33 protein-coding genes are annotated in these 18433 nt (G+C 47.2%); all 33 read right to left on the reverse strand.

Annotated features, from left to right (window positions below; genetic code table 11):
* Positions 1-350: 350 nt before the first annotated feature.
* Positions 351-995: a KinB-signaling pathway activation protein gene (locus KNO69_RS14405; protein ID WP_214818913.1), complete on the reverse strand. Its 645-nt coding sequence runs from the start codon at positions 993-995 to the stop codon at positions 351-353.
* 11 nt (positions 996-1006) lie between these two features.
* Positions 1007-2038 (reverse strand): P-loop NTPase, encoded by a 1032-nt coding sequence (locus tag KNO69_RS14410; protein ID WP_026824853.1) that lies wholly within the window; start codon positions 2036-2038, stop codon positions 1007-1009.
* 134 nt (positions 2039-2172) lie between these two features.
* Complete coding sequence (gene rpsI, locus KNO69_RS14415; protein WP_012727644.1) at positions 2173-2565, reverse strand: 30S ribosomal protein S9; 393 nt, start codon at positions 2563-2565, stop codon at positions 2173-2175.
* 25 nt (positions 2566-2590) lie between these two features.
* On the reverse strand, positions 2591-3028 hold the full coding sequence (rplM, locus tag KNO69_RS14420; RefSeq protein WP_012727645.1) for a 50S ribosomal protein L13: 438 nt from the start codon (positions 3026-3028) through the stop codon (positions 2591-2593).
* Positions 3029-3171: 143 nt separating this feature from the next.
* Positions 3172-3912 (reverse strand): tRNA pseudouridine(38-40) synthase TruA, encoded by a 741-nt coding sequence (truA, locus tag KNO69_RS14425; protein WP_214691670.1) that lies wholly within the window; start codon positions 3910-3912, stop codon positions 3172-3174.
* Positions 3909-4700: an energy-coupling factor transporter transmembrane component T family protein gene (locus KNO69_RS14430; protein ID WP_214818914.1), complete on the reverse strand. Its 792-nt coding sequence runs from the start codon at positions 4698-4700 to the stop codon at positions 3909-3911. Before KNO69_RS14430 ends, truA begins: the two co-directional genes overlap by 4 nt.
* Positions 4697-5575, reverse strand: coding sequence for an energy-coupling factor transporter ATPase (locus tag KNO69_RS14435; protein ID WP_078147865.1), 879 nt, complete (start codon positions 5573-5575; stop codon positions 4697-4699). Before KNO69_RS14435 ends, KNO69_RS14430 begins: the two co-directional genes overlap by 4 nt.
* Positions 5551-6387, reverse strand: coding sequence for an energy-coupling factor transporter ATPase (locus tag KNO69_RS14440; protein WP_031421869.1), 837 nt, complete (start codon positions 6385-6387; stop codon positions 5551-5553). The genes KNO69_RS14435 and KNO69_RS14440 overlap by 25 nt, the downstream gene beginning before the upstream one ends.
* A gap of 69 nt (positions 6388-6456) precedes the next feature.
* Positions 6457-6810, reverse strand: coding sequence for a 50S ribosomal protein L17 (gene rplQ, locus KNO69_RS14445; protein WP_012727650.1), 354 nt, complete (start codon positions 6808-6810; stop codon positions 6457-6459).
* Positions 6811-6834: 24 nt separating this feature from the next.
* Positions 6835-7779, reverse strand: coding sequence for a DNA-directed RNA polymerase subunit alpha (locus KNO69_RS14450; RefSeq protein ID WP_012727651.1), 945 nt, complete (start codon positions 7777-7779; stop codon positions 6835-6837).
* Positions 7780-7871: 92 nt separating this feature from the next.
* Positions 7872-8267, reverse strand: coding sequence for a 30S ribosomal protein S11 (gene rpsK / locus KNO69_RS14455; protein ID WP_012727652.1), 396 nt, complete (start codon positions 8265-8267; stop codon positions 7872-7874).
* 16 nt (positions 8268-8283) lie between these two features.
* Positions 8284-8649, reverse strand: coding sequence for a 30S ribosomal protein S13 (rpsM, locus tag KNO69_RS14460; RefSeq protein ID WP_012727653.1), 366 nt, complete (start codon positions 8647-8649; stop codon positions 8284-8286).
* Positions 8650-8668: 19 nt separating this feature from the next.
* Positions 8669-8782, reverse strand: a complete 114-nt coding sequence (gene rpmJ / locus KNO69_RS14465) for a 50S ribosomal protein L36 (protein WP_003156543.1) — start codon at positions 8780-8782, stop codon at positions 8669-8671.
* Between the two features lie 30 nt (positions 8783-8812).
* The gene (infA, locus tag KNO69_RS14470; protein ID WP_021066622.1) at positions 8813-9031 is read right to left on the reverse strand and encodes a translation initiation factor IF-1; all 219 of its coding nucleotides are present in this window, start codon (positions 9029-9031) and stop codon (positions 8813-8815) included.
* A 105-nt stretch (positions 9032-9136) separates the two neighbouring features.
* Positions 9137-9895 (reverse strand): type I methionyl aminopeptidase, encoded by a 759-nt coding sequence (gene map / locus KNO69_RS14475; protein ID WP_031421863.1) that lies wholly within the window; start codon positions 9893-9895, stop codon positions 9137-9139.
* The gene (locus tag KNO69_RS14480; protein WP_012727656.1) at positions 9892-10542 is read right to left on the reverse strand and encodes an adenylate kinase; all 651 of its coding nucleotides are present in this window, start codon (positions 10540-10542) and stop codon (positions 9892-9894) included. Before KNO69_RS14480 ends, map begins: the two co-directional genes overlap by 4 nt.
* A gap of 79 nt (positions 10543-10621) precedes the next feature.
* Positions 10622-11911 carry a preprotein translocase subunit SecY gene (gene secY, locus KNO69_RS14485; RefSeq protein ID WP_012727657.1) on the reverse strand — a complete coding sequence of 430 codons (1290 nt, stop codon included), beginning with the start codon at positions 11909-11911 and terminating at the stop codon, positions 10622-10624.
* Complete coding sequence (rplO, locus tag KNO69_RS14490) at positions 11911-12351, reverse strand: 50S ribosomal protein L15 (protein ID WP_012727658.1); 441 nt, start codon at positions 12349-12351, stop codon at positions 11911-11913. The genes secY and rplO overlap by 1 nt, the downstream gene beginning before the upstream one ends.
* A 31-nt stretch (positions 12352-12382) precedes the next feature.
* Positions 12383-12568 carry a 50S ribosomal protein L30 gene (gene rpmD, locus KNO69_RS14495; RefSeq protein WP_012727659.1) on the reverse strand — a complete coding sequence of 62 codons (186 nt, stop codon included), beginning with the start codon at positions 12566-12568 and terminating at the stop codon, positions 12383-12385.
* A 15-nt stretch (positions 12569-12583) separates the two neighbouring features.
* Entirely contained in the window at positions 12584-13084 is a 501-nt protein-coding gene (gene rpsE, locus KNO69_RS14500) for a 30S ribosomal protein S5 (protein ID WP_012727660.1), read from the reverse strand.
* A 20-nt stretch (positions 13085-13104) separates the two neighbouring features.
* Positions 13105-13467: a 50S ribosomal protein L18 gene (rplR, locus tag KNO69_RS14505; RefSeq protein ID WP_012727661.1), complete on the reverse strand. Its 363-nt coding sequence runs from the start codon at positions 13465-13467 to the stop codon at positions 13105-13107.
* A gap of 34 nt (positions 13468-13501) precedes the next feature.
* Entirely contained in the window at positions 13502-14041 is a 540-nt protein-coding gene (gene rplF / locus KNO69_RS14510) for a 50S ribosomal protein L6 (RefSeq protein WP_012727662.1), read from the reverse strand.
* Between the two features lie 33 nt (positions 14042-14074).
* Entirely contained in the window at positions 14075-14473 is a 399-nt protein-coding gene (rpsH, locus tag KNO69_RS14515; protein ID WP_026824842.1) for a 30S ribosomal protein S8, read from the reverse strand.
* 31 nt (positions 14474-14504) lie between these two features.
* Positions 14505-14774, reverse strand: a complete 270-nt coding sequence (rpsN, locus tag KNO69_RS14520) for a 30S ribosomal protein S14 (protein ID WP_012727664.1) — start codon at positions 14772-14774, stop codon at positions 14505-14507.
* Between the two features lie 20 nt (positions 14775-14794).
* A complete protein-coding gene (gene rplE, locus KNO69_RS14525; RefSeq protein WP_074035359.1) occupies positions 14795-15334 on the reverse strand; it encodes a 50S ribosomal protein L5 in 540 nt (179 codons plus the stop codon).
* Positions 15335-15366: 32 nt separating this feature from the next.
* The gene (rplX, locus tag KNO69_RS14530; protein ID WP_012727666.1) at positions 15367-15675 is read right to left on the reverse strand and encodes a 50S ribosomal protein L24; all 309 of its coding nucleotides are present in this window, start codon (positions 15673-15675) and stop codon (positions 15367-15369) included.
* Between the two features lie 36 nt (positions 15676-15711).
* Positions 15712-16080, reverse strand: coding sequence for a 50S ribosomal protein L14 (gene rplN / locus KNO69_RS14535; RefSeq protein ID WP_012727667.1), 369 nt, complete (start codon positions 16078-16080; stop codon positions 15712-15714).
* A gap of 44 nt (positions 16081-16124) precedes the next feature.
* Positions 16125-16385, reverse strand: a complete 261-nt coding sequence (gene rpsQ, locus KNO69_RS14540) for a 30S ribosomal protein S17 (protein WP_012727668.1) — start codon at positions 16383-16385, stop codon at positions 16125-16127.
* 32 nt (positions 16386-16417) lie between these two features.
* Positions 16418-16621 (reverse strand): 50S ribosomal protein L29, encoded by a 204-nt coding sequence (gene rpmC, locus KNO69_RS14545; RefSeq protein ID WP_012727669.1) that lies wholly within the window; start codon positions 16619-16621, stop codon positions 16418-16420.
* Positions 16608-17045 (reverse strand): 50S ribosomal protein L16, encoded by a 438-nt coding sequence (gene rplP, locus KNO69_RS14550; protein WP_012727670.1) that lies wholly within the window; start codon positions 17043-17045, stop codon positions 16608-16610. Before rplP ends, rpmC begins: the two co-directional genes overlap by 14 nt.
* A gap of 32 nt (positions 17046-17077) precedes the next feature.
* On the reverse strand, positions 17078-17737 hold the full coding sequence (rpsC, locus tag KNO69_RS14555; RefSeq protein ID WP_012727671.1) for a 30S ribosomal protein S3: 660 nt from the start codon (positions 17735-17737) through the stop codon (positions 17078-17080).
* Positions 17738-17750: 13 nt separating this feature from the next.
* Complete coding sequence (rplV, locus tag KNO69_RS14560) at positions 17751-18083, reverse strand: 50S ribosomal protein L22 (protein WP_012727672.1); 333 nt, start codon at positions 18081-18083, stop codon at positions 17751-17753.
* Positions 18084-18103: 20 nt separating this feature from the next.
* Positions 18104-18379 carry a 30S ribosomal protein S19 gene (gene rpsS, locus KNO69_RS14565; protein WP_012727673.1) on the reverse strand — a complete coding sequence of 92 codons (276 nt, stop codon included), beginning with the start codon at positions 18377-18379 and terminating at the stop codon, positions 18104-18106.
* Positions 18380-18433: the final 54 nt, after the last annotated feature.

The following is an 18433-nucleotide window of genomic DNA, read 5'->3' on the forward strand; positions in this document are numbered from 1 at the left end:
GAATTTGATATAGCTCTTAAATTGACGAAGCTTGCGCTTCATTCAAAAATTGTAAAACTTATTTTTGCCTCATCGTTCAGTTTTCAAAGACCAATCGTTGTCGTGTTAGCGACTTTTTAATAATAGCGATTTGACTTATTAAAGTCAACCACTTTTTATTATTTTTTTCGCTTCCTGAAGTTTGTTTCGTGAACAACATCAGCGACGTTTATTAATATATCAGCATCCTAAAAAACCGTCAACTATTTTTCTAAAAAAACTTTAATTTTTCTTTGTTTTGTTGAAATGAATAAAAAATGGTTGGCGGATCACCCGAAACACTTCGGATTATCCACACAACCATTTACTTTTTACGATGATTTAGACGACATCTGTTTCTTCATTTTTTTCTTTCTAACTTCGGGTGAAGCGACTTGAACCGCTTGTCCTGTCTGTTGGAAGCGATGAAGCATTAATACCTGATAAGCGTTCGCAAACACCAATGTGGCTAGTGCCGGCCAGAGCAATGGAATCTCGTCCGTTGTTTGCAGAGCTGGAATCCATTCAATTAACGTAATGACAGTCATTAAGAAAAGTGTCGGGATGAAAGCACTCCTATTTGTTTGTTTCGCCTTACTCGCAGCAACGACCCAAGCGACAATGAGTAACACAAGCATCTCACCGATATAACGCCACATGTGATCATTACCGAATGCGAGCATCCGTAAGTAGACGGCATCAAAAATCGCAAAAGCGATTAGTAACACTTGAACGCGATTCCATAGACGTGGCCCTCTAAACAAGTCGAGTCCGACTCGATGAATAATCAAATAGGCAAAGAAACCCATCATGCTGATTCCCGTCCATGTACTCGAATAACTAAGCGCCGTGACAATTGCCTCCCAGGACTGACTGACCAAATAACCCGGGTTCGCCAATAAATTCATCAGGAACCCGAACAACGTCCCGAATACGAGCGTTGTCCAAAACAAACGTAAAAAACCTTGTACTTTCATCTCTCACCGATTCACCCTTCTATTTGTTTAATGACTGCTTGCGCCAACTCATCATACGTATGCTCGAACGGATGTCCATCCCGATAGACAGAAGGTGCAAAGTCCTCTTCATTGTCGTACGGTTGGCCGAGCGGGATTTGAGCAAGTAGCTTACTCTTCAATGCTTCTGAAAGCTTTTCTCCACCACCGTAACCGAATACGTATTCTTTTTCACCAGTTAGCTTACTTTCGAAATAAGCCATGTTTTCAATGATACCTAATAGTTTGTGGTTCGTTTTGATTGCCATCGCTCCGGCACGAGCCGCAACGAATGCTGCTGTCGCATGAGGTGTCGTGACAATCAATTCCTGACATGATGGGAGCATCGAATGGATATCGAGCGCGACATCCCCCGTTCCCGGCGGTAAGTCGAGCAAGAGATAGTCAAGATCGCCCCACTCGACGTCATTGAAGAAGTTATTTAACATTTTCCCGAGCATCGGTCCACGCCAGATGACCGGCGCATTGTCTTCCACGAAGAATCCCATCGAGATGACTTTCACGCCAAAACGCTCGACTGGAATGATCTTCTCGCCGCGAACAACCGGTCGTTCCTCGATGCCGAGCATATCTGGAACACTGAAGCCGTAAATATCCGCATCAATCAACCCGACCTTTTTACCCGCTCGCGCAAGCGCGACAGCCAAGTTGACGGATACTGTCGATTTTCCTACGCCACCCTTACCAGAAGCGATGGCGATAAACGTCGTCCCTGAGTTTTCACGGAGGATTGCCGGTTTCGTCGCCTCTTTCAAACTTTCATCATTCAATGCCTCAAAGCGAAGCCCGACCGTCTTAAAGCCTTTCCCCTTGAGCAACGTGACGATTTCTTGTTGTAACTGAAGCTGTTCCCCGCTCCCTGTTTGTCCGAGCGCCACTTTTACACTGACATAGTCTTCTTTGATTCGAATGTCTTTTACTCCTGCTGTATCTCCAAGCGTTCGGTTGATCGTCGGATCAACAAGCCCCGCCAATTCCTCGCGTACTTGCTCTACTGTAAGCATATTGCTTCCCCCTTCTAACTGTTTCGATATCAGTATATCAAAAAAAGCGTTTTCTTGACGGGTTCGGAATCGACTATTTCAAACAAAAAACTCTCCACCCGAAAGGATGGAGAGTTCGAACCACATCGCGAAGATTAACGCTTCGAGAATTGTGGTGCGCGACGTGCTGCTTTAAGACCGTATTTTTTACGTTCTTTCATACGAGCGTCACGAGTTAAGAAGCCTTTTTCTTTGAGGCTTGGACGGAATTCTGGGTCCGCTTGAAGAAGCGCACGTGATACGCCGTGGCGAATTGCTCCAGCTTGTCCAGTGTATCCACCACCGTTAACGTTAACGATTACATCGTATTTACCTTCTGTTTCAGTCAATACGAGTGGTGATTTAGCCATCATGATCAAAGTCTCATGACCGAAGTATTCTGAGATATCGCGGCCATTTACAACAACTTTACCGTCACCTGCAACGAGGTGAACGCGAGCCACCGAGTGTTTGCGGCGGCCTGTTCCGTAGTAACGTACATCTGCCATCGTTTAGTTCCTCCCTGTGTCTCGATTAACCGCGAAGTTCGTAAACTTCTGGTTTTTGTGCTTCGTGCTTGTGTTCAGCTCCAGCGTAAACGTGGAGTTTGTTGAATTGTTGACGACCGAGTGATCCTTTTGGAAGCATCCCTTTGATCGCGAGTTCAAGCATACGCTCTGGACGTTTTGCGAGAAGCTCTTTTGCAGTTTGTGATTTCAAACCGCCTGGATGACCTGAATGACGGTAGTAGATCTTGTCATTCAATTTGTTACCAGTCAATTTGATTTTCTCAGCGTTGATGATGATGACGTGGTCTCCGCAATCAACGTGTGGTGTGAAAGTCGGCTTGTGCTTACCGCGAAGAAGTGAAGCTACTTCACTAGTCAAACGACCAAGTGTTTTGCCTTCTGCGTCGATAAGGAGCCATTTGCGTTCTACTTCAGATGCTTTAGCCATGAATGTTGTGCGCATGTGGAATACCTCCTAGAAATGTCTGTTCACTTAATTTTTTGATGCTTTATCATAATCCTAGTTTACGGGGCTAAGATTGTGGTTCATCTCTAAATTTGAAAATGAAATGCCAATGAATATAATACGATTTTATAAGGGGAATGTCAATCTACTTTTTCATAATTCACATTCCACAAATACAAACCGTGTGGGGGGGCGGTAATCCCCGCTACGCGGCGGTCCTTCGCCTCTAGCATTTGTGTGATATCTGCGGGCTGATACTTGCCTCTCCCTACCTCGATGACCGTCCCTACCATGATGCGGACTTGGTTGTATAGAAAACCTGATCCAACGAAACGGAATATGATCTCGTCTCCCATTTCGAGCACTTCTGCTTCATAGATAGTACGGACCCGATCTTCGACTTCTGCCTTTGTCACAGAGAACGACGTAAAGTCGTGGGTCCCAATCAACCGCTCCATCGCTTGACGCATCGCCTCAAGGCTCAGCTTATACGTCACGGTCGCAGCATAGTGCCGACGAAACGGATCCTCGGTCTGACGGATATAATAGCGATACTCTTTTCGCTTCGCACCGTAACGTGCGTGGAACGTATCGTCTATTTCTTCCGCCTGTTTAACGAGGATATCGTCTGGTAGCATGGCGTTTAACGCTTTGACGAAGCGCTCAGCGGGCATCTCTAACGACGTGTCAAAGTGAATCACCTGTCCTAACGCATGGACGCGAGCGTCTGTACGACCTGAGGCGACGATTTTTACCGGATATCGATGCATACGTGCCAAGACAGATTCGATCTCCGCTTGAATGGTATTGCCATTCGGCTGCACTTGATATCCCGCATAATGTGTCCCATCATAGGCGACAATTAGTTTAATTCGTCTCATCCAATCCCTCTCAATCCAAACAAAATGAGCGTCAACGCGATAAAGACGAGTAATACGGCTGTGTCACGCATTTGCCATTCCATTTCACGCAACCTCGTCCGCCCTTCTCCTCCTCGGTAACCACGGGCTTCCATAGCCGTAGCGAGGTCCTCAGCACGCTTAAACGCAGAAATGAACAATGGAATCAAAAGAGGGATAACCCCTTTTAGACGGGATTTCCAAGGTCCACTCATCAAATCGACCCCACGCGCCTGCTGAGCTTTCATAATCCGGTCCGTCTCATCCGCAAGCGTCGGTAGGAAACGGAGTGAAATGGAAAGCATCAACGCAATTTCGTGGGCCGGCACACGAATCCGTTCGAATGGCCGTAGCCCCGCTTCAATCGAATCGGTCAATTCCATCGGTGTCGTCGTTAACGTCACGAGTGTCGTCAACATGACGAGATAAAAGAAGCGAAGCGAGACAATCAGCCCCATTCGAATTCCTTCCGAATAAATCGCAATCGGTCCTAATTCGAATAGAAGTGTCCCGTCTCGATTGAATAACAGTTGTAAGATCAACGTGAAGACGATCAAAAATAAGATCATGCGAAGTCCGTTCCATAAATAGCGCCACGATAACTGTGACAGTTTGACCGCAAACAACGTGAACGCGAGTAAAAATAAATTCGTCCATAAGTTGTCAGCTAAAAAAACAACTGGGATGAATCCTAAAATGAAGAGCGTCTTGGCACGCGCATCAAGGGAATGAAGCCACGAATGTCCGGGTATATATTGACCGATAATCATGTCGCTCCCCCTTTCAGCCGTTCCGCCACCCAATCCGCCAGCTCGCTCTCGGTTCGTACGAGCGGGATGGACGTTTCTCCAAGAACCGGTGCCATGTCACGAGCGAATCGTAAGACGTGCGGGATGTCGAGCTGGAGACGTCGCACCAGTACCTCGTCTTGGAACAATTCAAACGGGTCCCCATCAAACGCCACCTGACCACGCTCCATCACGATGACGCGCTCCGCATAGGCGAGTACATCATCCATGTCATGCGAGACAAGGATCAACGTAAGGTTCAACTCTTCTCGTAAACGTTTGAATAAGGCGAGCATGTCTCGTCTCCCAATTGGGTCGAGACCCGCTGTCGGTTCATCGACAATGAGCACATCAGGCCGGCTCGCTAAAACACCTGCAATCGCGACACGGCGCATCTGCCCTCCTGAAAGATCAAACGGCGAACGGTCCCATAACGTTTCATCCAAGCCGACGAGACGAAGGGCCTCGTGGGCTCGCTCTTTCGCTTCGGCATCTGTCGCGCCAAAGTTGCGCGGACCGAACATGACGTCGCGTTCGACCGTCTCTTCAAACAATTGGTGCTCTGGATATTGAAAGACGAGCCCAACGCGACGCCGAAGCGGCAAAAGATTCTGTTTCTTGTCACGACGCGTCCGAATCGGGGTGACAATGATATCATCGACCACCACACGTCCGTCAGTCGGGCGCAATAAGCCGTTCATATGTTGAACGAGTGTCGATTTCCCTGAGCCAGTATGCCCAAGAAACGCAACAAGCGCTCCCGACGGAATGGTTACATTCACATCGCGCAGCGCGGTTCGTTCAAACGGAGTATTCATTTGGTATTGATATGTTACTTCTTCAATGCGTATCGGCATAGATGGTTCACCAACTCCGAATGTTGTAGCATCAGACGATCGAGTGGAATGCCACGTGCCTTCAGTTCGAGTTGCATCCGAACGATAAACGGGACATCTAGTTGAATGTCACGAAGCGTATCTGGATGTTGAAACACGTCTTCAGGTGTGCCGGTCATCGCAATCTTGCCTTTCGACAATGCAATGATACGGTCAGCAAACAACACTTCGTCGAGCTCGTGTGTAATGGCGACAACGGTCATCCCTTCCGAGACGAGCTGTCGTACCGTTTGTAATACCTCTTGTCGCCCAATCGGGTCGAGCATGGAGGTCGCTTCATCGAGCACGAGGACACGCGGGCGCATTGCGAGAGCCGCAGCTATCGCAACGCGCTGCTTTTGTCCACCGGATAACTGATGCGGTTCACGGTCCGCTAGTTCCGATAATCCAACGCGCGCTAGACTGTCATCAATTCGACGAACCATTTCTTGACGTGGAAGTCCCATGTTTTCGAGAGAAAATGCCACATCATCGCGCACGGTCGCCCCGACAAATTGATTGTCGGGATTTTGAAAGACGACCCCGATTCGCGTTCGAACGTCCCACACGTCTGCGGCGTTCGACGGATCGAGTGTCTCGACGCGAACTTCCCCCTGTTCAGGAATGAGAAGTCCGTTCCACAACTTCGTCAGTGTCGACTTGCCAGAACCATTATGGCCGACAATCGCAAGCCATTCCCCTTTATATACATCGAGCGATAGGCCGTTAAGCGCCGGCTCAGACTGTCCAGGGTAATGAAATACGACATCCCGTACCATAATTTGTGATTCCATAGGTCGACTCCTTTCTGATGTGGAAACAGGGCAATACGTCACCGCATGCCCTGTTGACTGCCTAATGAATTAGACGAGTTCGATGATTACAACTTCTGCACCATCACCGCGGCGTGGGCCGACTTTCATGATGCGCGTGTATCCACCTTGACGTTCAGCGTAGCGTGGTGCCACGTCTTCGAACAATTTTTGGATTGCGTCTTTTTCTCCAGCGTTCTCCTTGCGAACGAATGAAGCTACTTGACGACGGGCATGAAGATCGCCACGTTTCCCAAGAGTGATCAATTTTTCAACGACTGGGCGAAGTTCTTTCGCTTTTTGTTCAGTTGTTTGAATGCGCTCGTTGATGATTAGGTCAGTTGCAAGATCACGCAAAAGCGCCTTGCGTTGCGAGCTTGTACGGCCAAGTTTCGAATAAGCCATTACATTTCCCTCCTTCGGTTGAACTTAGTCTTCTTTACGCAAGCCCAAACCGAGTTCGTCCAACTTGTGTTGAACTTCTTCGAGTGATTTACGTCCGAGGTTACGAACTTTCATCATCTCTTCCTCTGATTTGTTTGCGAGTTCTTGAACAGTGTTGATGCCAGCGCGCTTCAAGCAGTTGTACGAACGAACTGAGAGATCGAGTTCTTCAATCGTCATTTCGAGTACTTTTTCTTTTTGGTCTTCTTCTTTCTCGACCATAATTTCTGCGTTGAGAGCCTCATCTGTCAAACCAACGAAGATGTTCAAGTGTTCAGTCAAAATTTTAGCCCCTAATGATACAGCTTCTTCCGGACGAATTGAACCATCTGTCCACACGTCTAACAAAAGCTTATCGAAGCTAGCGTCTTGACCGACACGTGTTTTATCTACTTCGTAGTTCACGCGTTGAATCGGTGTATAGATCGAATCGATTGGAATGACCCCAATCGGCATATCATCACGTTTGTTATCTTCTGCCTGGACGTAACCACGACCACGGCGAGCAGTCAAACGCATGCGAAGCGTCGCATTGTCAGCGAGAGTCGCGATGTGGAGCTCAGGATTCAAGATTTCAACGTCGCTATCATGGGTAATGTCTGCCGCAGTGACAGCACCGGCACTTGAAACGTTAATCTCAAGCGTTTTCTCTTCTTCCGAGTACACTTTGAGTGCCAACTTCTTGAGGTTGAGTACGATTTGAGTGACGTCTTCGACAACACCGTCAATCGTAGAGAACTCGTGAAGCACGCCATCGATTTGAACCGCTGTTACCGCTGCACCTGGGAGCGATGACAATAGAATTCGACGTAGTGAGTTACCGAGAGTAGTGCCATATCCACGTTCAAGCGGTTCTACTACGAATTTACCAAACGTAGCGTCCTCGCTGATTTCGACCGTTTCGATCTTTGGTTTTTCAATCTCGATCATCTGAACCCCTCCTTGAGTATATCCTGCCGTGCAGTTTGAGCTGCTAAAGTATAAGCTGTCGTGCTAGGTAAACCCCTCACACGCTCAAGCGATTATACGCGGCGACGTTTTGGAGGGCGGCAACCGTTGTGCGGAACTGGAGTTACGTCACGGATTGCAGTAACTTCGAGACCAGTAGCTTGGAGCGCACGGATAGCCGCTTCACGTCCAGCACCAGGACCTTTAACGTTAACTTCTACTGTACGCATACCGTTGTCCATTGCAACTTTCGCTGCAGTTTCAGCAGCCATTTGCGCTGCGAACGGAGTCGATTTACGTGATCCTTTAAATCCAAGGTTACCAGAAGTAGCCCATGAGATCGCGTTACCTTGCGTATCAGTGATTGTGATAATTGTGTTGTTGAATGTAGAACGGATGTGTACCACACCGACTTCAACATGTTTTTTAACTTTACGTTTAGAACGTACGTTTTGCTTACGTTTCGCCATTGTTCAATTCCCTCCTTTACTTCTTCTTGTTCGCTACTGTACGGCGTGGGCCTTTACGAGTACGCGAGTTGTTCTTCGTGTTTTGACCGCGAACAGGGAGACTACGGCGATGACGGATACCGCGGTATGCGCCGATCTCGATCAAACGTTTGATGTTAAGTGAAACTTCACGACGAAGGTCACCTTCAACTTTGATTCCGTCAATTGCTTCACGGATACGGTTGAGTTCATCTTCAGTAAGGTCGCGTGTGCGTGTCTCTTCAGATACGTTAGCAGCCTTCAAAATTTCTTGTGCTTTTGTTTTACCAATACCATAGATGTATGTGAGCGAAATAACGATACGTTTTTCGCGTGGAATATCTACACCAGCAATACGTGCCATGTGTGCACCTCCTCTGAAATTAACCTTGTTTTTGTTTGTGTTTCGGGTTTTCGCAAATTACCATTACTTTACCCTTACGGCGAATAACTTTACATTTTTCGCAAATCGGTTTTACCGACGGTCTTACTTTCATGAGTATACCCTCCTCCTGGAAAAATCGGAGTTACTTATAACGGTACGTAATCCGCCCGCGAGTCAAGTCGTATGGAGACAACTCAACAGTTACGCGGTCACCTGGAAGGATCCGAATGTAGTGCATCCGAATTTTCCCTGAGACGTGCGCGAGCACCGTGTGGCCGTTTTCTAACTCCACTTTAAACATTGCGTTCGGAAGTGGTTCGACAACAGTGCCTTCCACTTCAATGACATCTTGTTTCGCCATCATTTATTCCCCTTTCTATATGAAAATCTTTAGGAGCACAGACGATCTATTGCCATCTACTGTGAGAGAAGGATCCAGAACGGATCAGTATGAAACAATAGAGCCTCATTCACCGGAATCGAGTTTCGTTAAAATCTCGTATCCATCGTCTGTGATGGCGATGGTGTGCTCAAAGTGGGCGCACATGCTACCGTCCACGGTGACAACTGTCCAGTTATCAGCCAGTGTTCGAACATAGCGTTGACCAGCATTAACCATTGGTTCAATGGCTAACGTCATCCCAGTCTTCAGGCGCGGCCCTTTCCCCGGTGGACCATAGTGTGGAATTTGCGGTTCTTCGTGCAAATTTTGTCCAACACCATGACCGACGTATTCGCGGACGACAGAAAAGTCATGTGATTCAACATATGCTTGAATCGCATGAGAAATATCTGTCAATCGCCCTCCAGCCTTGGCGTGCTCCAATCCTTTATACAGACTTTCTTCGGTTACGTCAAGTAGCCGCTGTGTCTCTTCTGTGATTGTTCCCACTGGATAAGTCCAAGCGGAATCTCCATGGTATCCATTATAGTAGGCACCGATGTCGATTGAGATAATATCTCCATCTTTCAATACCCGTTTTCCTGGAATGCCATGAACAAGCTCTTCGTTCACCGAAGCGCAAACACTACCGGTAAAACCGTTATAGCCTTTGAACGATGGCGTCGCACCTTGGCTGCGAATGTAATCTTCCGCAATCCGGTCGAGCTCAAGCGTCGTGATTCCTGGTTTAATGTGCTGTTTGAGCACCTGGTGCGTTCGAGCAACAATTTGCCCAGCCTCACGCATAATCGCAATTTCACGAGGCGTCTTCGTGATGATCATTCAGTATCACCGAGTAATGCTTTGACATCGGCATATACGACATCGATTGGACGATCTCCATCCAATGTACGAAGATACCCTTTTTCAGCGTAAAAGTCAATGAGTGGTTTCGATTGCTCGATGTTGACGTCAAGGCGACGGCGAACCGTTTCCTCTTTATCGTCTTCACGTTGCATGAGAGCCGACCCATCCACATCACAGATGCCTTCCACTTTTGGTGGGTTGAAGATCACGTGATATGTCGCACCACACGTTGGGCAGATCCAACGACCTGTCAAGCGTGGGACGAGAATTTCCGCATCCACATCGATGTTGACGACGTGGTCAATCTGTTTCCCCAAATCTTTAAGCAAACTTTCGAGTGCCTCTGCTTGAGCAACAGTACGCGGGAATCCATCGAGTAAGAAACCTTTTTCTGTGTCATCTTGGCTAAGGCGTTCACGTACGATTCCGATTGTTACCTCGTCCGGTACGAGTTCACCTTTATCCATGAATGACTTGGCTTCTTTACCGAGTGGCGTTCCGCCTTTGATTGCCGCACGAAACATGTCGCCTGTCGAAATGTGAGGGATTTGGTACTCTTCTACGATTTTAGCCGCTTGAGTCCCTTTCCCAGCACCCGGTAAGCCCATGAGTACTAGATTCATCTCGGTTAGCCTCCAGTTTTGATTTTCACGAAGGGCTTGTAAACACGACAGGAAGGAAGGGTCAACCCTTCCTTCCGCTTTAACGGATAAAGCCTTTATAGTGTCGTTTTACAAGTTGACTTTCGATTTGTTTCATCGTTTCGAGGGCTACCCCGATGACGATCAACAAGCTCGTTCCTCCGATTTGAACGGAAGTTGGAAGACCGGCAAGCTTAATGAAGATTGTCGGCATGATCGCCACGAGCGATAAGAAGATCGCTCCGAAGAAAGTCAATCGATACAGCAACTTCGTGATGTACTGTTCTGTTTGCGCCCCAGGACGAATCCCAGGAATATAACCACCTTGCTTCTGCAGGTTTTCTGCCATTTGCTCAGGGTTGACCTGAATAAATGTATAGAAGTAGGCAAACGCAATGATTAACGCAACGTAAATCGACATTCCGATTGGCGCCGTCGTGTCAAAGTACGTCTGTAATTTTTGCGTTGTCTCCGGCGAAGCAATGAAGCTTGCAACAGTTGGTGGTGTTACCATGAAGGAAATCGCGAAGATAACCGGGATAACACCTGCTGCGTTTAGTTTGATTGGCAAGTGCGTTGACTGACCGCCCACTGGGGTACGGTTCGCCGTGCGTTTTGCATATTGGATTGGAATTTTGCGTGCCGCTTGTTGAACATAAATGATCCCAACCGTCACAGCCAAAATAACAAGTGCCAATACAACCAAGTAAACGATATTAATGAACAATGCATCTCCAGCGTTTTGGAGTTTTGTTTCATAAATCTGCGTGAAGATTCTTGGGAACCCGGCGACGATACCGGCGAAGATAATGATGGAAATACCATTCCCAACACCTTTCTCCGTTGTCATTTCACCAAGGAACATCAAGAACGCTGTACCCGCAGTGAGTACAATCGCGATCACAAAGTAAGTTGCCGTTCCCCACGTCTCATTGACGAGACCTGGGTAGAGGCGGTTAAATCCAAACGACAGTGAAGTCGCTTGGACAAAGCCTAAGATGATCGTCCCATAGCGCGTGACCGTCGCTAACTTTTTACGGCCCGCCTCTCCTTGTTTAGCCCATTCGGCAAACTTTGGAACGACGTCCATTTGTAAAAGTTGCACAACGATCGATGCCGTAATGTACGGCATGATCCCCATTGCGAACAAGGAGAAGTTCTGTAAAGCATTTCCTCCAAACAAGTTCAAGAAGTCAAGAAGACCTCCTGAGTCAAAACGCAACACATCCGTATTCACCATCGGCACCGGGATATGAGCCCCGATGCGGAAAATGATGATGATTGCGAGTGTGAAGAGAATACGCTGTCGAATATCTTTCACGCGCCACATATTGGAGATCGTCTGAAACATCAGATCACCTCAACTGTACCGCCAGCTGCTTCGATTGCTTCTTTCGCTGCACCCGAGAACTTGTTGGCTTTTACAGTCAATTTAGTTTCAAGCTTGCCGTTAGCAAGGACCTTGATTCCGTCTTTAGCAGAGCTGACAACACCAGTCTCGATTAAGAGTTCTGGAGTAACTTCAGTACCTGCTTCGAAACGGTTAAGCGTGTCTAGGGAAACAACCGCGTACTCTTTACGAGTTGGGTTGTTGAAACCGCGTTTTGGAAGACGACGGTAAAGTGGGTTTTGTCCACCTTCAAATCCTGGACGAACGCCACCGCCCGAACGAGCTTTTTGACCTTTGTGTCCACGACCAGAAGTTTTACCGTTACCAGTCGCCATACCGCGACCGACACGGTTACGTTCGTGACGTGAACCTGGAGTTGGCTTCAATTCATGGAGTTTCATAGTGGCACCTCCTTATTTATTAAAATCTTTATTATTCGTTGATTTCTTTTACAGTCACAAGGTGCGACACTTTATTGATCATACCGCGCATCGCGACGTTGTCTGGGACAACGACCGTTTGATGCATTTTGCGAAGACCGAGTGTACGTACAGTAACACGCTGACCTTCCGGACGACCAATTGTGCTGCGTGTGAGGGTGATTGCGAGTTTCGCCATGTCTAGTTCCCTCCCTTAGTTAAGAAGTTCTTCTACGCTTTTACCACGTAGTTTAGCAACTTCCTCTGCTTTTTTGAGCTCAGTCAAGCCCTGTACCGTCGCACGGACGATGTTGATCGGTGTGTTTGAACCTAACGATTTCGAAAGGATGTCACCTACACCTGCAAGTTCGAGCACCGCACGAACTGGACCACCAGCGATAACCCCAGTACCTTCAGAAGCTGGTTTCATGAATACACGACCTGCTCCGAATACTCCTGTGATTTCGTGTGGAATTGTTGTACCAACCATAGGTACTTGTACCATGTTTTTCTTAGCGGCTTCAATAGCCTTGCGAATCGCTTCTGGCACCTCTTGTGCCTTACCTGTACCGAAACCGACGTGACCATTTTTGTCACCTACGACTACGAGAGCAGCAAAACGGAAGCGGCGGCCACCTTTTACGACTTTCGCGACGCGGTTTACGGTAACAACGCGTTCTTCAAGTTGTTCCATGTTAACGTCTAACTGGCGCATCGAGTGTCCCCTCCTTTTTATTAGAATTTAAGACCTGCTTCACGAGCTGCTTCTGCAACAGCTTTGACGCGGCCATGATAGAGGTATCCACCACGGTCGAACACAACTGTGTCGATACCTTTCTCGAGTGCACGTTCTGCAGCAAGTTTACCAACAGCTTTCGCTGCTTCAACGTTACCGCCATTTGTAAGATCGAGAGCTTTATCTTTCGAAGATGCAGACACAAGCGTTGTTTGTGCCGCGTCATCGATAAGTTGAACGTAAATGTGCTTGCTCGAACGGAATACGTTCAAACGTGGACGAGCTGCTGTCCCCGTGATCGTACGACGTACGCGAGCATGACGTTTTTTACGAACTGCATTTTTATCTGCCTTTGTGATCATTTATGCCACTCCTTTCCGTTCATTTCGTGACGAATTACTTACCAGTCTTACCTTCTTTACGGCGAATACGTTCATCAGAGTAACGAACACCTTTACCTTTGTAAGGTTCTGGAGCACGGTACGAGCGGATTTGAGCAGCAACGTGACCGACGCGCTCTTTGTTAATCCCTTTTACGATGATTTGCGTGTTTGAAGGAACTTCGATTTCGATACCTTCCTCAGCAACGTACTCGATTGGGTGCGAGTAGCCGAGGTTGAGGACGAGTTTGTTACCTTGCTTCGTAGCACGGTAACCAACCCCCGAGATCTCAAGTGTTTTTTGGAATCCGTTCGACACACCTTGTACCATGTTGGCAATAAGGGCACGTGTCGTACCGTGAATTGTACGGCTTTCTTTCGATTCGTCTGGACGAACAACCGTCAATTCGTTCTCTTCAACTTTGATTTCCAATGCCGGGTTAGCTGAAAGCGAAAGTTCACCTTTAGCACCTTTTACTGTGACCGTGTTGTCATTAGCAACTGTTACAGTAACGCCAGCAGGAATCGTAACTGGTTTTTTACCAATACGTGACATTGATTACACCTCCGTTCTTGTTAGAAAAGTGACTTACCAGATGTAGGCGAGCACTTCGCCGCCGACTTGTTGTTGGCGAGCTTCTTTATCAGTCATAAGACCTTTAGATGTCGAAAGAACTGCGATTCCGAGTCCTCCGAGTACTTTAGGTACTTCATCAGCTTTTGCGTATACGCGAAGACCTGGTTTCGAAATACGTTTGAGACCAGTGATTACACGTTCGTTGCTTGCTCCATATTTAAGGAAAAGACGAAGTGTACCTTGTTTAGCGTCCTCGATATATTCAACATCGCGAATGAAACCTTCACGCTTAAGGATTTCAGCGATCTCACGTTTAATGTTCGAAGCTGGAAGCTCCATTTTTTCATGGCGAACCATGTTAGCGTTACGGATACGTGTAAGCATATCTGCAATAGGGTCTGTCATTACCATGCGATGTACCTCCTTTCACACTGTTAGTGGATTACCAGCTTGCTTTTTTAACACCAGGGATTTGACCTTTGTATGCAAGATCACGGAACTTGATACGGCTGATCCCGAATTTACCCATGTAACCATGCGGACGACCTGTGATACTGCAACGGTTGTGCAAGCGTACAGGTGACGAGTTACGTGGCAATTTGCTGAGTCCGATATAATCGCCTTCAGCTTTCAACTTCGCACGCTTTTCAGCGTACTGGGCAACGAGTTTCTCGCGTTTAAGTTCGCGATTCACCATTGACTTTTTAGCCATGTTGTCGACCTCCCTCTAGATTATTTTTGGAATGGCATACCGAGAAGTGTGAGCAATTCACGTGCTTCTTCGTCTGTGTTTGCTGTTGTAACAACAACGATGTCCATACCGCGTACTTTAGATACTTTATCGTAATCGATCTCAGGGAAAATAAGTTGCTCTTTCACGCCAAGCGTGTAGTTACCGCGTCCGTCGAATGCTTTCTTCGATACACCGCGGAAGTCACGTACACGTGGAAGTGAAACAGTTACCAATTTGTCGAGGAAATCGTACATGCGCTCGCCACGAAGTGTAACCTTCGCACCGATTGGCATACCTTCACGAAGTTTGAAACCAGCGATTGATTTCTTCGCTTTCGTTACGAGTGGTTTTTGACCTGAAAGAATTGTTAATTCTTCAACTGCCATATCAAGTGCTTTCGAGTTCGAAACAGCGTCACCTACACCCATGTTGATGACAATCTTTTCGACTTTCGGTACTTGCATGACCGAGTCATAGTTGAATTTATCCATCATCGCTTTCACGATGTCGCTTTTATACTTCTCTTGCAAACGGTTCATAGTCGAATGGACCTCCTTTCGTCACGTTCTTCTTATTTATCGAGTGATTCGCCCGATTTCGCGACACGAACTTTTTTACCATCGACTACTTTGAAACCAACACGAGTTGGTTTGCCAGTTTTAGGGTCGAGTGGCATTACGTTCGAGACGTGAATTGGTGCTTCGATCTCAAGGATCCCGCCTTGTGGATTCGCTTGTGAAGGTTTCGCGTGTTTTTTCATCACGTTTACGCCTTCAACCACTACGCGGTTTTTGCTTGGCATAGCTTTGAGGATAACCCCTTGCTTGCCTTTATCTTTACCAGACATTACCTGGACTGTATCGCCTTTTTTAACATGCATCGTTTGCGCACCTCCTTATAGGATTGAAATTGGAAATTAAAGTACTTCCGGTGCCAACGAAACGATCTTCATGAATTCTTTTTCACGAAGTTCACGTGCAACTGGCCCGAAGATCCGTGTGCCGCGTGGGCTCTTGTCATCTTTGATAATGACTGCTGCGTTCTCATCGAAACGGATGTACGAACCATCTTTACGACGAGCGCCGCGTTTTGTACGAACGACAACTGCTCTGACAACGTCACCTTTTTTAACAACGCCACCTGGTGTTGCTTGTTTTACCGTTGCGACGATGATGTCACCGATGTTTGCAGTCTTACGACCAGAACCACCGAGGACTTTAATTGTCAACAGTTCACGCGCGCCAGAGTTGTCTGCTACTTTCAAGCGAGATTCTTGTTGAATCATGCGAGTGTACCTCCCTCCGGATGTTTAATAAATCCGAACTGTTATTAGATGATTACTGATTCTTCTACTACTGTTACAAGACGGAAACGTTTGTCTTTAGAAAGAGGACGTGTTTCCGCGATGCGAACGATATCGCCCACTTTAGCGACGTTGTTCTCATCGTGTGCTTTATATTTCTTCGTGTAGTTTACACGTTTGCCATAAAGTTTATGACGAACCTTTGTTTCTACTGCGACGACGATCGTTTTGTCCATTTTGTCAGACACGACGCGACCAGTGAACACTTTACGGTTGTTGCGTTCCATGAGTGTTACCTCCTCTCAAGAATCCGATGTAATTAGCCGTTGTTGATGCCGAGTTCGCGTTCACGAAGAATCGTTTTAGCACGCGCAATCGACTTGCGTACTTCACGGATACGAGCAGGATTCTCAAGCTGACCTGTAGCAAGTTGGAAGCGAAGGTTAAAGAGTTCTTCTTTCCACTCGCCCACTTTACCGTTGAGCTCTTCAGTTGTTGATTGACGGAGATCAGTTGCTTTCATTCGTATCACCACCATTTTCTTCACGTTTCACGAACTTACATTTTACTGGAAGTTTGTGCGATGCAAGACGAAGTGCCTCACGTGCCACTTCCTCAGATACACCTGCGATTTCGAACATTACTTTGCCAGGCTTAACTACAGCTACCCAGCCTTCTGGAGCACCTTTACCCGAACCCATTCGGACTTCGAGAGGCTTTTTAGTGTACGGCTTGTGTGGGAAGATTTTGATCCACACTTTACCACCACGTTTCATATAACGTGTCATTGCAATACGTGCTGATTCGATTTGACGGTTTGTAATCCAGCTCGCTTCGAGAGCTTGGAGACCGAACTCACCGAAGTGTACAGTTGTGCCGCGTTTAGCGTTCCCGCGCATTTTACCACGGTGTACACGACGATATTTCACGCGTTTAGGTAACAACATAGTGTGTTGCCTCCTTCCTGAAAGAGTGTTTATTATTCAGCGTTTTTCGCTGTGTTGTTTTTTGTTGGAAGAACTTCACCGTGGTATAACCAAACTTTTACGCCGATTTTACCGTAAGTTGTGTCAGCTTCAGCTGTTCCGTAGTCGATGTCGGCACGGAGTGTGTGAAGTGGAACTGTTCCTTCCGAGTACTTCTCTGAACGAGCGATATCAGCGCCACCAAGACGACCAGAAACTTCTGTTTTGATCCCTTTGATGCCAGTACGCATCGAACGTTGAATAGATTGTTTCATTGCACGACGGAATGATACGCGACCTTCCAATTGACGAGCAATGTTTTCTGCTACAAGCTTCGCAACAGCGTCAGCGTTTTTCACTTCAACAACGTTGATGTGAACGCGTTTTCCGTCAGCGATTTTTGTAATGTGTTTACGGAGTGATTCGATTTCAGAACCACCTTTACCGATTACCATACCTGGCTTCGCAGTGTGAAGCGAAATGTTCACGCGGTTTGCAGCGCGTTCGATTTCAACTTTAGAAACACTAGCATCCTTCATTTTGTTTTCGATGTATTCACGAATAACGAAGTCTTCATGAAGGAGATCAGCGTAGTCTTTCTCAGCGTACCAACGCGAATCCCAGTCTTTGATAACACCAACGCGAAGACCGTGCGGATTTACCTTTTGACCCACTACATATCCCTCCTTATTTCTCAGTTACCACGATGTGGATGTGGCTTGTGCGTTTGTTAATACGGCTTGCGCGACCCATCGCACGTGGGCGGAAGCGTTTGAGTGTTGGACCTTCGTTTACGTAAGCTTCTGTTACAACGAGGTTCTCAATGTTCATATCGTAGTTGTGCTCTGCGTTAGCAATCGCTGATTTTAATACTTTTTCAACGACTGGCGATGCTGCCTTGTTCGTGTGAGCAAGGACAGAGAGCGCTTCGCCGACTTGTTTCCCGCGAATTAAGTCTACAACGAGACGTGCTTTGCGAGGAGCAAGACGGACCATATTAGCTGATGCTTTAGCTTGCATGGATTTGACCTCCCCTCAAATTACCGTTTCGTTTTCTTGTCTGATCCGTGACCTTTGTACGTGCGTGTTGGAGCGAATTCACCAAGTTTGTGACCAACCATGTCTTCTGTCACGAATACTGGTACGTGTTTACGACCATCGTGCACACCGAACGTGTGACCCATGAATTCTGGGAAGATCGTCGAGCGACGTGACCAAGTTTTGATGACTTGCTTCTCACCAGATTCGTTGAGTTTGTCAACTTTAGCGAGTAAGTGGTGATCTGCGAATGGACCTTTTTTCAAGCTGCGACCCATGTTAGAACCTCCCTTTGGAATGATTCGGGAACGGCCCTTTCGAACCGCCCGAGA

The sequence above is a fragment of the Exiguobacterium sp. s131 genome, from assembly GCF_018617345.1.
GTDB lineage: Bacteria > Bacillota > Bacilli > Exiguobacteriales > Exiguobacteriaceae > Exiguobacterium > Exiguobacterium profundum.